This window comes from Rhodanobacter sp. PCA2 (assembly GCF_013620825.1).
GTDB lineage: Bacteria > Pseudomonadota > Gammaproteobacteria > Xanthomonadales > Rhodanobacteraceae > Rhodanobacter_A.
The window spans coordinates 3,921-17,546 of record NZ_NJIC01000024.1; the positions used below are offsets into that span (position 1 = coordinate 3,921).

The following is a 13,626-nucleotide window of genomic DNA, read 5'->3' on the forward strand; positions in this document are numbered from 1 at the left end:
GGTTAGGCGATGTGGCCGTGGCTCCGATGTACGGGCAGCAGGATGGCGCTGCCGAAGGCGTTGGGGATCGGCGTCCGCAACACGGCAGCGCCATCCTGCTGCCCGTACATCGGAGCCACGGCCACATCGCCTAACCTGGCGCCGGAAATGGATTGCCAGGCGAAAGCGGCCGGCGCCATGTGACCGATCAGTGCAGGGTCGCTGGCCGCGACGATGCGGCCGCTGTTGTCGGAACACAGCAGCGCCCGATACACCGCGCCCTGCCCTGCACGAAGATCGGCCAGGGAATGCGACAGACGCTTGTCGACGTCGTTGACGCGGATGTCTTGCATCACCTCCAGCCCGCGCCAGACACGCATGTTTTCCACATGCGAGAACATGAAGGTGTCGATGCGCTGCATCACCGTGCTGGCGCCGAACTGCAGGTTGGCCGCTATCTCCGACTGCAGCGCGCGCCGGAACTCGAAGAACGACAGCGCGCCGACGACGGCGATGGCGCCCAGGAGCATCCAGAAGAACAGGCGCAACAGGGCGGATCGAATGGTCACTTCGCGGATCCGTCACCGACGGTGGAAAAGCGCTTGATCATGAAAGACCCATGGACGGCCACCGGCCACGACACCCGTTCGACGCGCGAGTGTGGTCGAACGTCCCGGTCGTCGGCAAGCGCGGCCATGCGCTGCTTTGCACGGCAATGCCATCCTGGCGCAGAATCCGCCGCGTTGCCGCGGCGCATCCATCCCGGGAGCCACGCTGGCGCGAGTCCGCTGCAATCCCGTCTCCTTCGGCTCAAGGCGCTCCGATGAGCAGGCCACTTCACCGCTGCCCACCACGCTGCCGCGCGCTTGCCGCGCTGGCTGCCCTGCTCTGCCTGCTGGGGATATCGCTCCCCAGCTTCGCGCAGGACGACAGCTGGCAGCCGGCTCCGTACACGCTGGGCCAGGGTCTGTACTTCCCGCAGCAGGGGCTGCGCGTGGGCGGCTATGCCGACCTGCACTTCTACGACATCGAAAACCAGCGCCCCACCTACAGCCTCCGCGACATCAGCCTGTTCGTGACCAAGGACCTCGGCTCGCGCTGGCAGGCGTTCGCCGAACTGGATCTCGGCGGCGCCCTGAACATATCGGGAAGGCACACCAACTCGCGCGACTCCGAACTCGACGTCGAGCGCCTGTACGCGGATTACCACGTCGATCAGACGATCAATTTCCGCTTCGGCAAGTTCCTCACGCCGGTGGGGGAATGGAACCTGGTGCACGCCGACCCGCTGACGTGGACCGTGTCGCGGCCGTTGACGACATCGGCGGCGTTTGCCCGTCACGCCACCGGCGCCATGGTGTACGGCACCATGTCGGTACACGGCAACGACCTCGACTACTGGTTCTACGTCGACGACAGCGCGCATTTGAACATCGGCCAGGACCAGGACCAGGCGTACAACGCCTACGGCGCAGACGGCAGCCTGCACAACAATTTTCGCGAGGCCGTCGGCGGCCGGGTGCTCTACCACCTTCTCGGCGACCGACTGGGCATCGGCCTGTCGCTGCTGGACTACGAACTGCAGCAACCCAGGCAGCAATACCGGCTTGCCGGCATCGACTTCAGCTGGTCCGGTCGTTATTTCGAGATGACCGGCGAGGCCATCCGCCGCAGCGGCGGGCCAGCCGGCCAGCGCGGCGACCAGGGCGGCTTCGTGGAAGTCGAAGTGCCGTTGTGGCAACGCCTGTACGCGATCGGCCGTTTCGAACATTACCGCAGCACGCTGCCGGCACAGATCACCACCCTGCGTACCCTGGGTTTCAACTACCGCCCCATTTCCGGCGTGGTGCTCAAGCTGGAACGCCGCGAAGGCAACCACAACCTGAAACTGGCCCCTACCGGCTGGCTGGCTTCGGTTGCGGTGCTGTTCTGACATGACACGGCTGCATCGTTACCAGCTGCTCGCGCTGATCGGGCTTTTCGGGCCGTTCGCCGCCGGCCGGGCATCCGCCGCGGCGCCGCCCCGCATGGCGGTGATCGTGGGCGCATCCGCTCCCCAGCTTGCGCTGGATCGCGACACCCTGCGCAACATCTATCTCAAGAAGATCTTCGTCGACAAGGAAGGCCATCGGCTGATCCCGGTCAATCTTCCTCCCGAGACACCACTGCGCGAGGCATTCACGCAGATGTTGGTCCGCATGCCGGAAAACCGGCTGCAGGACTACTGGGACCGCGCGTACTTCCAGGGCGTGAGCCCGCCGTATGTGCTGGGTTCGCAACAGGCGGTGGTGCGCTTCGTGGCGTCCACGCCGGGGGCCATTGGCTATGTTTCCATCTGCTTCCTCACCCCCGAGGTGCACGTTGCATTGTGGCTGCCCTTGCCGGCCGGAAGTGGCGCATCGACGGACGCCTGCCCCGAGTCGCCCGAACACTGAGAGCCGCCCCGTGCAGGCCCCGCATGCATACCATTCGTGCAGACGATTCTTGCGCACTGCAAGGATCGAATGCCTTCATCGGCGCCTCTCGAATCACCACTTTCCATAGAAATCAGAAACTTGCCTGGTTGGCACGGATATCGCTCTGGAGAGGCGATACCCCATCGAGCCAGTGCGATGCCGTCCTCCTCCCCAGTCGCCCATGCCGATCCCTGCCTCCTCGACGGCGTGCAGCCGCTGCTGGCCGAATTGCACTCGGAAATCCGGACGGAGGTGATCGACGCCGGCCACCCCGGACGCGCCGAGGCCGAGGCCTTCGTGCACCACGTGTTCGCACAGCGCCACCGCGCCGACGTGCGTTCGTTCTATCCCACGCTGCTGAGCTTCAGCGACGCGCAGCACCGGCGCGCCGTGGTAGGCCTGCGTGACGGCGCAACCGGCTCCTTCTTTTCGGAACAGTACCTGCCCGAGCAGGCCGAGCATCTGATCGGCGAGCGCATCGGCGCACCCGTGACGCGCGGCGATCTCGTCGAAGTGGGCAACCTGGCCCTGGTGAGTCCCGGGGATACGCGCTGGGTGATCGCAGCGACCACGGTGTTCCTTCGCACGCTCGGCTACCGCTGGGTGCTGTTCACCGCGACACGCATGCTGATCAACGCCTTCCAGCGCCTGGGCATGCGGCCGATCGCGCTGGTTGCCGCCAGTCCCCAACTGCTCGCCGATGGCGGGCGGCACTGGGGCGACTACTACCGCGCCGCGCCGGTGGTCTGCGCCGGCCAGATCGAGTCGGGCTATCACAAGCTGTGCGGGCATGTCGGTGCCAGCCAACCGGCATTGCATGCGTTGCTGTGCGAGGCGAGTCGCCAGGCGGCAGCATTCGGCGCCGGCGCGGTGCCCTGCTGCGGAGGCGAATGACATGCGCCGCATCCTCGACCTGATCGCGCAACACGCCGCAGCCGATCCGCAGCGCACGGCATTGCTGGACGAGTCCATCCGGCTGGACTACGGCGAGCTGCAGCGCGAAATGGCGCGAACCGCCGCATGGCTCGACGGCCGGCGGATTGCGGTGCTGATGGACAATGGCTGCGCGTGGGCGGTGGTCGACCTGGCGATAGCCGCGCGCGGCGCAGTCGCCGTGCCTGTACCGCCCTTCTTCAGTGCGGCGCAGATCCACCACCTGCTGGCCGATGCCGTACCCGACCTGATCGTGAGCGACCGGGTCGACGCGATAACCGCCCTCACCGGGCTGGCGCCCATCGGGCAACTCGAGGTGGGCGGCCGCCTCCTCCATCTTTTCGCGCCGCGGGTTTCCTTGGCGCCCGTGCTGCCGCCGCACACCTGCAAGGTCACCTACACCTCCGGCACCACCGGACAGCCCAAGGGCGTCTGCCTCTCCGGTTCCGCCATCGCAGCGACTACCGCCGCGCTGGCCGAAGCCGTGCAGGCAGACCCTGCGGATCGCAGCCTTTCGTTGCTGCCGCTGTCGACCCTGCTGGAGAACATAGGCGGCGTCTACGTTCCGCTGTGCAGCGGCAGCAGCGCCGCGCTGCCTTCGCTGGCCAGTTGCGGCTTCAGCGGTTCGAGCGCGGTGCAGCCCGCGCCGTTGCTCGCCGCCTTCCATCGCTACGCGCCCAGCGCCACGATTCTCGTGCCGCAGTTGCTGAAGCTGCTGGTGGAATGCCTGGCCGCGGGCGCGAACTTGCCCGGCACCTTGCGGTTCGTGGCGGTAGGCGGCGCGCCCTGCGCCAAGCCGCTGATCCAGCGCGCCTGGGGACTGGGCCTGCCGGTGCACGAGGGCTACGGGCTGTCCGAGGCGGCCTCGGTGGTCAGCCTCAACCGGCCGCACCGGGAACGTCCGGGCAGTGTCGGCACGCCGCTTCCGGGGCTGCGCGTCAGTCTGGCCGCCGATGGCGAGATCGTCGTCTCCGGTCGCCTGTTCGAGGGTTACCTGGGCAGCGACATGCCCGTGCCGGTCGAGTGGCCCACCGGCGACCTGGGCCGCTTCGACGAGGACGGCTATCTCTACATCACCGGCCGCAAGAAGACCGCCTACGCCACCGCCTTCGGCCGCAACGTCGCTCCCGAGTGGGTCGAGAGCGAACTCACCGCCACGTCGGCGTTGCTGCAGGCGGCGGTGTTCGGCGAGGCGCGCGCGCGCAACGTCGCCGTGCTGGTGCCGCATCCCGCAGCAGGCGCAGCCCAGATCGAAGCAGCCATTGCCGCCGCCAATGCCCGCCTGCCCGACTACGCGCAGGTGGGCGCGTGGCTTCTGGCCGATGCCCCCTTTACCTCGGCCAATGGCCTGGCGCGCCCCTCCGGTGCGCTGGACCGCCAGGCCATAGCCCTTCGTTACGCCACCGCACTGGAAGAACTTCATGCAAGCGAAAACGCCCATGTCGACCCATGAACGACTGGTGCGGGAAACCGAGGCCAGCCGCAATGTGCTGCTTTCGACCCCGATCATCCGCCGCACGCTGGGCGGCGATGTCTCGCACCGCGAATACCTCGCGTTCCTCGAACAGGCCTACCACCACGTGCGGCACACCGTGCCGCTGATGATGGGCATGGGCTATCACCTGCCCGAGCGGCTGCGGTGGATGCAGTCGGCGATCGGCGAATACATCGAAGAGGAAATCGGGCACGACGAATGGATCCTCGACGATATCGCGGCCTGCGGCGGCGATCCCGCAGCGGCGCGGCGTGCCCTTCCGATGCCGGCCACAGAAATGATGGTGGCCTATGCGCACGACACCATCCAGCGCGGCAACCCCATCGGTTTTCTCGGCATGGTGTTCGTGCTCGAAGGCACCAGCGCCGCACTTGCCACCCTGGCAGCCGGCGCCATCCAGCGCGCGCTTGACCTGCCCAGGAACGCGCTGCGCTACCTCACCTCGCACGGCGCACTGGATCAGGAGCACGTCGGCTTCTACGAAGACCTGGTGAATCGGATCGACGACGAAGGCGACAGGCGTTCGCTGATCCATGCCGCCAACCGCTTCTACGAACTCTACGGCGCCATCTTCCGCTCGATCGATGCCGCCGGCCTGCACGGGAACCACTGACCATGAAACTCTCCCACCGGTTGTTCGCATGGCTTTTGCTGCTCGGGCTGGTCGTGTTGCCGGTATCCGCCGGCGCCGACGCGGCCTCGCCGGACCAGGGCCTGCTGGCCATCAAGCAGCAATGGGCGCACATCACCTACCAGTTGCCCAAGGACCAGCGCGATGCGGCTTACGCCGCGTTGGAGAAAGACGCCGATGCGTTGATCGGACAGTATCCGAATCGCGCGGAACCCAAGGTGTGGCAGGCGATCGTCCTGGGCACGCACGCCGGCGCGCGTGGCGGGCTGGGCGCACTGGCGATGGTCAAGCGGGCGCGCGACCTGCTGCAGCAAGCGCAGCAGATCGACCCGAATGCCTTGCACGGTTCGATCTACACCACGCTCGGCAGCCTGTATTACCAGGTGCCGGGCTGGCCCCTTGGCTTCGGCGACAAGACCAAGGCCCGCGAGCTGTTGCAGCGGGCGTTGCAGATCAACCCCGATGGGATCGATCCCAACTATTTCTACGGCGATTTCCTTTACCGCAACGGGGACAAGGGCGCTGCACTGGCGGCCTTGAACAAGGCGCTGGCCGCCGCACCGCGTCCCGATCAGCCGGTAGCCGACCAGGGACGCCGCGAACAGATCCGGGCGTTGATCAACACCATCACCACCAGCCACTGACAAGGGATGCGCATGGACCTCCAGGGCAAGCGGATCCTGTTGACGGGCGCGGCCGGCGGCATCGGCAGCAAGCTGGGCGACATGCTGGCCGCCCGGGGGGCGAAGCTGTGCCTGCTCGGCCGCAGCGATGCGTCCATCGCCAGCCTGCGGGAGCAGATCGTCAGCCGCCGGATGGACGCGATCGTGGTGCAGGCCGATGTCACCGACGAAGACGCGCGCGCGTATGCGCTGGCGGAGATGCGAGAAGTGTTCGGCGGCATCGACGTGCTGATCAACCTGGCCGGGCAGCTGGATTTCCATCTGTTCGACGAGGCTGCTCCCCGGATGATCCCGCGGCTGCTGCAGGTCAACCTGGAAGCGCCCATGCAACTGACCCGGGAAGTGCTGCCGCATCTGCTGACGCAACGCAGTGGTCGCATCGTCAACATCGGCTCGATATTCGGCAGCATCGGCTATCCCGGTTTCGCCGCCTATTCGGCCAGCAAGTTCGCCTTGCGCGGTTTCTCGCAGGCGCTGCGGCGCGAGCTGGCAGGCACGGGCGTGGGGGTTACCTACGTGGCGCCGCGTGCCGTGCGTACCCCGTTCAATCCCCCTGCGGTCAACATGATGGCCGAGCAAGGGATGATGCATATGGACGAGCCGGCTTCGGTTGCGGCGCGGATCGTCCGCGCGATCGAGCGCGATGCAGCCGAGGTCTATCTCGGTTTTCCCGAGAGCCTGTTCGTGCGGATCAATGCGGTGCTGCCTGGCGTGGTGGATCACTCGCTGCGCAAAGTGATGCCAGCGCTTGCTCGCTACGCGCGTGGCTGGCCATGAATGCGGGACTTGCCGGCACCATGCTCGGCGTGCGTGCGCATGGCTGGCTTCTGCTCGGCGCCGTCGGCCAGGCCGTGTTCACTTCGCGCTTCCTGCTCCAGTGGGTGTACAGCGAGCGGCGCGGCTACAGCGCGATCCCGTTGACGTTCTGGTACGCCAGCATCGTTGGTGCGGCATTGCTGCTTGGCTACGCGGTCCATTTGCGCGATCCCGTGTTCATCGCCGGCCAGGGCGGCGGCATGCTGATCTATCTGCGCAACCTGCAACTGCGCTGGCGCGAAGCGCACGACGCCGGGACAAGTCCATGCTGACCGAGGCAGGAAGCCAGGCCTGGTGGATCGGCGCGGGCGCGCTCGCACAGGCGCTGTTCGGCGCCCGCTTCCTGGTGCAATGGCTGTACAGCGAAGCGCGCGGGCGCAGCCGGATACCGCGGGCGTTCTGGTACCTGAGCGTTCTCGGCGGCGCGATCCTGCTGGGCTACGCGATTCATCGCGACGAACCGGTCTTCATCGTCGGCGAAGCGACCACCTTGCTGATCTTCCTGCGCAACCTGCAACTGCTGCCCCGTCGCAGCAGTCGTCGCTGAGCCCACGGATACCACGCATGTCCAAGGAAACGACCATCCCGGGGAACAACCTGCCCATGCCGGCGGATACCCATCGGGGCTCGGCCATCGCGACATCTCGGCCGTTGCTCGCCATCCTGCTGCTCGGCTTGCTGCTGGGCTTCGCCTTCCAGGGCACGCGCGGACTGTGGAGCCCGGACGAAGGCCGCTACGTCGGCGGCGCCTTGCAGATGCTGGATACCGGCGACTGGCTGGCGCCGGCCTTCAGTGCCGGGGAGCTGAATTTCTCCAAGCCGCCGCTGACCTACTGGGCGATCGCTGCCTCGTTCGAGATCTTCGGCCGCAACACCTGGGCCTCGCGCGTGCCTTACGCGCTGGCCTTCGTCGCCACCCTGCTGCTGCTGTATGGCATGGGCCGCGTACTGGTGGCGGAGCGGCCGTGGCTGCCCGCGTTGATCTGCGCCTGCATGCCATTCCCGTTCTTCGCCGCGAACATCGTCAGCACGGATGTGTTCCTGTGCGTGTTCGAGGCGCTGGCCATGCTCGGCTTCCTTCGCGCGACCTTCGGCACCGACCCTGCACAGGGGCACCGCTGGATCGTGCTGATGTGGCTGGGCTTCGGTCTCGCCTTCCTGACCAAAGGGCCACCGGGCCTGATCCCGTTGCTGGCGATCCTGCCGTTCGTGCAGCGGCACGATGGCTGGCAGGGCTTGCGGCGCTTGTTCGCTCCGGCTGGCGTGATCGTCTTTCTGGTAGTCGGCTGCACCTGGTACGTGCTGGCGATGCTGCGCTATCCGTGGCTGCCGCATTACTTCCTGCACCGCGAGGTGTATGACCGCATGTTCACCGCCGTGCAGCGGCGGCATCCGGGCCCGTTCGGCTGGTTCGTGGTCTACGCGCCGACGCTTGTGCTGGGCTCGCTGCCGTGGTGGCCGATGCTGCTCGGGCCCAAGGCTCGCGCGGTGCTGGCGGCCGACTGGCGCGAAGCCAGGAGCCGTCACTACGGGCCCGAACTTTTCCTGCTGCTGTGGTTGACGTTGCCATTGCTGGTGTTCTGCCTGGTGCAGTCGCGGCTGCCGCTCTATGTGCTGCCCTTGTTCCTGCCGCTGTCGCTGTTGCTGGCACTCGCCTTGCGCCGGCGCATCACCCTTCGCGGCACCACCCAACGATTGGCGGTGGGCCTGTGGCTGGTTGCCCTGCTGGCGGTCAAGGCGGGCGCAGGCTGGATGGCCCATCCCGTCACGGACAATCTCGCCGCTGCGCAACAACTCGCCGCCAAAAGCGAAGGTAACGCTTACAGCTCGATCGTCTTCGTCGAGAACACCGGCAAGGACTACGAGCTCCAGGAGCAGACCCCCTGGGGGCTGCGCCTTTATCTGGACAGGCCCGTCTACGGCGTCGCCTGGCACGAAGCGCAGGCCGCTTCCACGCTCTGCAACGTGGCGCGCACGAACAGCCCCGCATTGCTGGTGCTGGACCCCGCGATACAACCCGAAGCGGTCGAATCCGCCCTCGCCGGCTGCGGACTGGAACGCTCCGTGCGCCTGGGCGACTGGCGCCGCAACGTGCTGATCCTGGCGCGCGGCCGAACCACGCCGTGATCATCGGGGAGCGCGCTTAGCCATGTGCGGAATCTGCGGCATCGTGACCCGTGACGCGAAGCAGGGACCGCCCGCCATGGAGCGGACGGTGCGACGCATGCTCGGGCAAATGGCGCACCGCGGCCCGAACGGCAGCGCGCTGGCGATGCGCGACGGCATCGCCATGGCGGCGAACCGGCTGGCGATACGCGGCGTCGACGAAATGCAGCCCCCGCTGATCGAGCACCCGGACGGCGTCCTGGTTGCCTGCAACGGCGAAATCGACAACCACCGCGAGCTGCGCCGCTTTCTGGCCCAGTGCGGCCACGAGGTGCCCTTCAGCACCGACGTCGCGGTCATCGCGCCGCTGTACCTGGAGAAAGGCCTTGCCTTCGTGGAGCATCTGCAGGGCGTGTTCGCGCTGGCGCTGTGGGATACGCGCAGGCAGCGCCTGATCCTGGCCCGGGATCGCGTCGGCGAGCGCCACCTGTACTACGCAACATCCGGCCGCACGATCCGGTTCGCCTCGGAACTGGCTGGGCTGACGAAGGCCACGAACGCCGCGGCCCCGCTCGACCGCACGGCACTCGCCCACTTCCTGCAGAGCGGCTACTGCCCTGCGCCGCAGAGCCTGCTTATCGACCACCGCAAGCTGCGCCCGGGCGAAATGATCGTCTTCGAACCGGATGAAACGCGCCACCAGCGCTACTGGCATTTCCCGCAGCGATCGAACACGACGACGACACCCGAACCACGCTCGTTCGACCACCTGCTGCGCGAGGCGGTGCACCGGCAAAGCGAGATCGACGTGCCCTTCGGCGTGCTGCTCAGTGGCGGCATGGATTCCGCCCTGATTGCCGCCGTGGCGCGCAGCCTGCGTCCCGCCAGGGAATTGCCGGCGTATTGCATCCGCTTTGCCGAGGCTTCTTTCAACGAGGGGCGCCACGCCGAGCGCATCGCCGCACGACTGGGTTGCCCTTTCGTGCCCGTGACGATCACGGCGGACAGTTTCCCTTCGGCGCTGCACGAACTGGTGACGACCACTGGCGAGCCGCTGGCCGACCCGGCATGGCTGCCGCTGGCGCATGTGGCGCAGCGCGCCTCCCGGGACGTGCGCGTGCTGCTCGCCGGCGAGGGTGCGGACGAACTGTTCGGCGGCTACCCCACCTACCTCGGCGCACAACTCGCCGGGCGCTATGCGCGCTTGCCTGCCGGCCTGCGCGGAGTGCTGCAGCGAGGGATCGAACGCTTGCCTCCCAGCGAGCGCAAGGTCACCTTGTCCTATCTGCTCAAGCGCTTCATCCACGGACAGGAACTGGATGGACTGGCGCGGCACCGGCTGTGGACCTCGAACATGGCGCCGGAATGGCTGCGACGCCTGGGCATCGAACCGCCTGCAAGGGAAGCCGATGACGCCCTCGCCTTGCCGCTGCTCGATGCCGTGCAGCAGCACGATTTCGCCCATGCCCTTCCGGAGGCATTGTTGGCCAAGGCCGACCGCGGCGGAATGCTGCACGGCGTCGAGATCCGCGCACCCTACCTGGATTCCGCTGTGATCGAATTCGCCGCCGCGCTGCCCGAGCAGGCGCGCGTGTGCGGACTGACCACCAAGGTCTTCCTCAAGAACTACGCACGGCTTTACCTGCCCCGCGCCGTGACGCACCGGCGCAAGCGCGGACTTTCGGTGCCGCTGTCCGCCTGGTTGCGCGGTCCGCTACGCGACTGGGCGCAGTCGCGCCTTTCCTGTTCCGCGCTGGCCGATGCCGGGCTGTGCCATCGCGCCGCCCAGGAACTGTTGGCCGAGCACGGCGCACGCAAGGCCGATCACGCCCGCGCGCTCTGGAACCTGCTCGTGCTGGGCGAATGGCTGGAGTGGCGCGCCACCGAAGCCTGCAGCCGGATGCCGCAGGCACCGCCGCAACAACCTGTCGCCATCGCCGCGACGGGATGACGGGAATCGGAATGGACGTGGACCGCCTGCGCATGACGTGTCGGCGCAAGCCATCGGGCAGGACGCAAGAATTTCGCACTCACGGTTACAGACCCGGTATCGCCTCAATGCATCTAGCTGCTGCACCTCATGCGCAAGCACACATCCCCGGTCGATTGCGGCAACGTGACCGCTGGCGCCGCCGCCTCGTGGCGGCCTGCTTTCGCCGACTGCTCAAACACACCGACCAGCAGTTGTGCATGCCTGGTCAACTGCCGGTTCGCGGCATCCATCGCGTGCTGGTATGCCGTCCCAACCATCGTCTCGGCAACACGGTGCTGATCAGCCCGCTGCTGGCCGAGATCGAGGCGCTCTACCCCGGTGCGGAAATCGATGTAGTCAGCGGAGGCAGCATCGGCGAGCATCTGTTTGCCGGGTGCATCCATGTTCGCCGCATCTACAGCCTGCCGCGAAAAATAGCCCGGCATCTCTGGACGACGGTAAAGCTGCTCGGGCAACTGCGGCACGACACCTACGACCTGGCCATCGATGCCTGCATCGATTCCCAGTCGGGTCGGCTGCTGCTGGCCATCACGAAGGCTCGCTTCAAGCTGGGTTATCCAGACGAGCAGAGTCCCTCGGCTGCCGCGTGGCATGACCTGCCGCGCCCGGAGCATCTGGCGAAACGCAGCGTGTTCCTGTTGCGCACCGCCTATGCCGGAGAGATATCGAGGCCGTATCCTCCGCTCAGGCTGCGTCTGCAGAAAGCGGAAAAGGACCAGGGCCGGGAAGTACTCGACGCCGTCCTTGGCGAGCCGGAGCAGACAGCGCACCCGCACATGGTGGTCGGAGTATTCGCCAACGCCACCGGAGCCAAGTGCTACCGCACCGACTGGTGGAGTCAATTCATCGGCAAGCTGCTGGCGCAGCAACCGGACGTGCGCATCGTCAACCTGCTGGCCGAACATGGCGAGTGCCAGCTCGACGAGCGCCTCGCCTCCTACTACACGCGCGATCCACGCCGCCTCGCGGCGATGATCGCCTGCATGGACGCCTTCATCAGCGCCGACTGCGGCGTGATGCATCTGGCCGCCGCCACCGGCACGCCAACCATGGGATTGTTTTCGACGTCCAGTTCGGCGAAGTACGGCCCGTACGGGGGAAGCAACACGTCGGTCGATACCCGCGACATGAGCGCCGCCGATGTCGCCGCCATCGCTGCCGACTGGCTCAAACTGGCTACGGCGAAATCCCTCCACGACAACACGGCCTGCGGGAAAGCATGAGCTCCGGATTCGTCGCGCTCACCCGGCCCATCGCTTCAGGGCGGACATCATGGCTGGTCGCCCTGCTGTTGCTTCTTCCGCCGGTGTTTTTCCTGCACCCGCTGCCGGTGGACGAAACCCGCTATCTCGCAGCCGCATGGAACATGTATGTCACCGGGCAATGGCTGGTGCCCCGCCTGGACGGCGTGCCGTATCCCGAGAAGGCACCGCTGCTGTTCTGGCTGATCAACCTGGCCTGGTCGCTCACCGGGGTGCATGCCTGGACGGCGCGCCTGCTGGAACTGCTCATCGCGCTGGGCACCCTTCCGCTGCTCGCTTCGCTGGGACAGCAGCTCGGCCTTGACCGGGCAGGCGTGCAGGCAGCCGCTTGGCTCTGGCTGGGCTGCGCTGCCGTGGCCTTGTACGCCGATGCCGTGATGTTCGACATGTTGCTGACGCTGTGCACCCTGCTGGCATGGCGATCCACGCTGGCACTGGGCGGCCGGCAACCGCTGGCCCATGTTCTGTTGCTGGCTGCGGCGCTGGGCGCAGGCATCCTCGTCAAGGGGCCCGTCGCGCTGCTGGTGGGCGGCATGCCGGGCCTGCTTGCGCCGCTCTGGATGCCGGCAAGCCGCACGCGACCACACGTGTTCTACCTGCAGTTGCTCGGCGCGCTGGCCCTGGCCGTCGCAATCGCGCTCGCCTGGGCGATACCGGCGGCTCGAGCGGGTGGCGACGCCTATGCGGATGCCATCTTCCTGCGCCAGACGATGGGACGCGTGGTGAACAGCTTCGCCCACGCTCGCTCCTGGTGGTGGTATCTGCCTATGCTGCCGGTGATGCTGCTGCCTTGGTCGTTGGTCATTGCACGCGGCATCCAACCAATTACTCCGACGGAAAATGGTGCGGGTATCACCCGTTTCGCCGCGGTGGCATCGCTTCCCAGCTTCATCATCTTCAGCTTGATCAGTGGCAAGCAGCCGCACTACCTGTTGCCGATTCTTCCGCCGATCATGCTGGTTGCAGGACATCGTCTCGGCACGGGGCAATGGCGCGTGGTTGGTTGGCGACTGGGCCTGGTGTTGATGGCGGCGGGTGTGGCCATGGTGATCGGCATGGGCTGGCTGGCACCGGATGCCCGCCTGGAGACGGGGCTGCTCGGTGCTCTGATCGTCGCCTTGGGCTTGCTATACGTTTGGCGTCTTGGGGCGACGCTTCCGGTCAGCCTCGCCGCGATGGGTGTCCTTGCTGCGCTTGAAGCGTCCTCGTTAATTCGAGCCAGTCAGAAGTAGAGTTTCCCCACCAAGGAGCTCTGCATGAAGAAGTCGAAGT

The 13,626-nt window shown here is 66.8% G+C and carries 14 protein-coding genes; 13 read left to right on the plus strand and 1 reads right to left on the minus strand.

Annotated features, from left to right (window positions below; genetic code table 11):
- Positions 1-2: 2 nt before the first annotated feature.
- Complete coding sequence (locus PCA_RS09760; RefSeq protein WP_181302424.1) at positions 3-548, minus strand: hypothetical protein; 546 nt, start codon at positions 546-548, stop codon at positions 3-5.
- A 254-nt stretch (positions 549-802) separates the two neighbouring features.
- Between PCA_RS09760 and PCA_RS09765 the strand changes: the two genes are divergently transcribed.
- The 13 genes from PCA_RS09765 (at position 803) to PCA_RS09825 (ending at position 13,586) form a co-directional block, all read left to right on the plus strand.
- Positions 803-1,912, plus strand: coding sequence for a porin (locus tag PCA_RS09765; protein WP_181302425.1), 1,110 nt, complete (start codon positions 803-805; stop codon positions 1,910-1,912).
- Positions 1,913-2,006: 94 nt separating this feature from the next.
- Positions 2,007-2,414: a hypothetical protein gene (locus tag PCA_RS09770; protein WP_181302426.1), complete on the plus strand. Its 408-nt coding sequence runs from the start codon at positions 2,007-2,009 to the stop codon at positions 2,412-2,414.
- Positions 2,415-2,591: 177 nt separating this feature from the next.
- A complete protein-coding gene (locus PCA_RS09775) occupies positions 2,592-3,329 on the plus strand; it encodes a thermostable hemolysin (RefSeq protein WP_181302427.1) in 738 nt (245 codons plus the stop codon).
- 1 nt (position 3,330) lies between these two features.
- Positions 3,331-4,821, plus strand: coding sequence for an AMP-binding protein (locus PCA_RS09780; RefSeq protein WP_181302428.1), 1,491 nt, complete (start codon positions 3,331-3,333; stop codon positions 4,819-4,821).
- Positions 4,808-5,476 carry an iron-containing redox enzyme family protein gene (locus tag PCA_RS09785; protein WP_181302429.1) on the plus strand — a complete coding sequence of 223 codons (669 nt, stop codon included), beginning with the start codon at positions 4,808-4,810 and terminating at the stop codon, positions 5,474-5,476. Before PCA_RS09780 ends, PCA_RS09785 begins: the two co-directional genes overlap by 14 nt.
- A gap of 2 nt (positions 5,477-5,478) precedes the next feature.
- Positions 5,479-6,138, plus strand: a complete 660-nt coding sequence (locus tag PCA_RS17580) for a tetratricopeptide repeat protein (protein ID WP_181302430.1) — start codon at positions 5,479-5,481, stop codon at positions 6,136-6,138.
- Positions 6,139-6,150: 12 nt separating this feature from the next.
- A complete protein-coding gene (locus PCA_RS09795) occupies positions 6,151-6,954 on the plus strand; it encodes an SDR family oxidoreductase (protein WP_181302431.1) in 804 nt (267 codons plus the stop codon).
- Positions 6,951-7,265, plus strand: a complete 315-nt coding sequence (locus tag PCA_RS09800) for a lipid-A-disaccharide synthase N-terminal domain-containing protein (RefSeq protein WP_219918687.1) — start codon at positions 6,951-6,953, stop codon at positions 7,263-7,265. The genes PCA_RS09795 and PCA_RS09800 overlap by 4 nt, the downstream gene beginning before the upstream one ends.
- Positions 7,259-7,540 (plus strand): lipid-A-disaccharide synthase N-terminal domain-containing protein, encoded by a 282-nt coding sequence (locus PCA_RS09805; RefSeq protein ID WP_181302432.1) that lies wholly within the window; start codon positions 7,259-7,261, stop codon positions 7,538-7,540. Before PCA_RS09800 ends, PCA_RS09805 begins: the two co-directional genes overlap by 7 nt.
- A gap of 17 nt (positions 7,541-7,557) precedes the next feature.
- Positions 7,558-9,120: a glycosyltransferase family 39 protein gene (locus tag PCA_RS09810; protein ID WP_181302433.1), complete on the plus strand. Its 1,563-nt coding sequence runs from the start codon at positions 7,558-7,560 to the stop codon at positions 9,118-9,120.
- A gap of 22 nt (positions 9,121-9,142) precedes the next feature.
- Positions 9,143-11,050 (plus strand): asparagine synthase (glutamine-hydrolyzing), encoded by a 1,908-nt coding sequence (gene asnB / locus PCA_RS09815; protein ID WP_181302434.1) that lies wholly within the window; start codon positions 9,143-9,145, stop codon positions 11,048-11,050.
- Between the two features lie 239 nt (positions 11,051-11,289).
- On the plus strand, positions 11,290-12,315 hold the full coding sequence (locus PCA_RS09820) for a glycosyltransferase family 9 protein (protein ID WP_255436767.1): 1,026 nt from the start codon (positions 11,290-11,292) through the stop codon (positions 12,313-12,315).
- Entirely contained in the window at positions 12,312-13,586 is a 1,275-nt protein-coding gene (locus PCA_RS09825) for a glycosyltransferase family 39 protein (protein ID WP_181302435.1), read from the plus strand. The genes PCA_RS09820 and PCA_RS09825 overlap by 4 nt, the downstream gene beginning before the upstream one ends.
- Positions 13,587-13,626 lie beyond the last annotated feature (40 nt).

What these genes read in the sequence shown, in the direction of transcription:
- PCA_RS09765 (WP_181302425.1), top strand. Translation starts at nt 803, where the DNA reads ATGAGCAGGCCACTTCACCGCTGCCCACCACGCTGCCGCGCGCTTGCC.
- PCA_RS09770 (WP_181302426.1), top strand. Translation starts at nt 2,007, where the DNA reads ATGGCGGTGATCGTGGGCGCATCCGCTCCCCAGCTTGCGCTGGATCGC.
- PCA_RS09775 (WP_181302427.1), top strand. Translation starts at nt 2,592, where the DNA reads ATGCCGTCCTCCTCCCCAGTCGCCCATGCCGATCCCTGCCTCCTCGAC.
- PCA_RS09780 (WP_181302428.1), top strand. Translation starts at nt 3,331, where the DNA reads ATGCGCCGCATCCTCGACCTGATCGCGCAACACGCCGCAGCCGATCCG.
- PCA_RS09785 (WP_181302429.1), top strand. Translation starts at nt 4,808, where the DNA reads ATGTCGACCCATGAACGACTGGTGCGGGAAACCGAGGCCAGCCGCAAT.
- PCA_RS17580 (WP_181302430.1), top strand. Translation starts at nt 5,479, where the DNA reads ATGAAACTCTCCCACCGGTTGTTCGCATGGCTTTTGCTGCTCGGGCTG.
- PCA_RS09795 (WP_181302431.1), top strand. Translation starts at nt 6,151, where the DNA reads ATGGACCTCCAGGGCAAGCGGATCCTGTTGACGGGCGCGGCCGGCGGC.
- PCA_RS09800 (WP_219918687.1), top strand. Translation starts at nt 6,951, where the DNA reads ATGAATGCGGGACTTGCCGGCACCATGCTCGGCGTGCGTGCGCATGGC.
- PCA_RS09805 (WP_181302432.1), top strand. Translation starts at nt 7,259, where the DNA reads ATGCTGACCGAGGCAGGAAGCCAGGCCTGGTGGATCGGCGCGGGCGCG.
- PCA_RS09810 (WP_181302433.1), top strand. Translation starts at nt 7,558, where the DNA reads ATGTCCAAGGAAACGACCATCCCGGGGAACAACCTGCCCATGCCGGCG.
- asnB (WP_181302434.1), top strand. Translation starts at nt 9,143, where the DNA reads ATGTGCGGAATCTGCGGCATCGTGACCCGTGACGCGAAGCAGGGACCG.
- PCA_RS09820 (WP_255436767.1), top strand. Translation starts at nt 11,290, where the DNA reads ATGCCTGGTCAACTGCCGGTTCGCGGCATCCATCGCGTGCTGGTATGC.
- PCA_RS09825 (WP_181302435.1), top strand. Translation starts at nt 12,312, where the DNA reads ATGAGCTCCGGATTCGTCGCGCTCACCCGGCCCATCGCTTCAGGGCGG.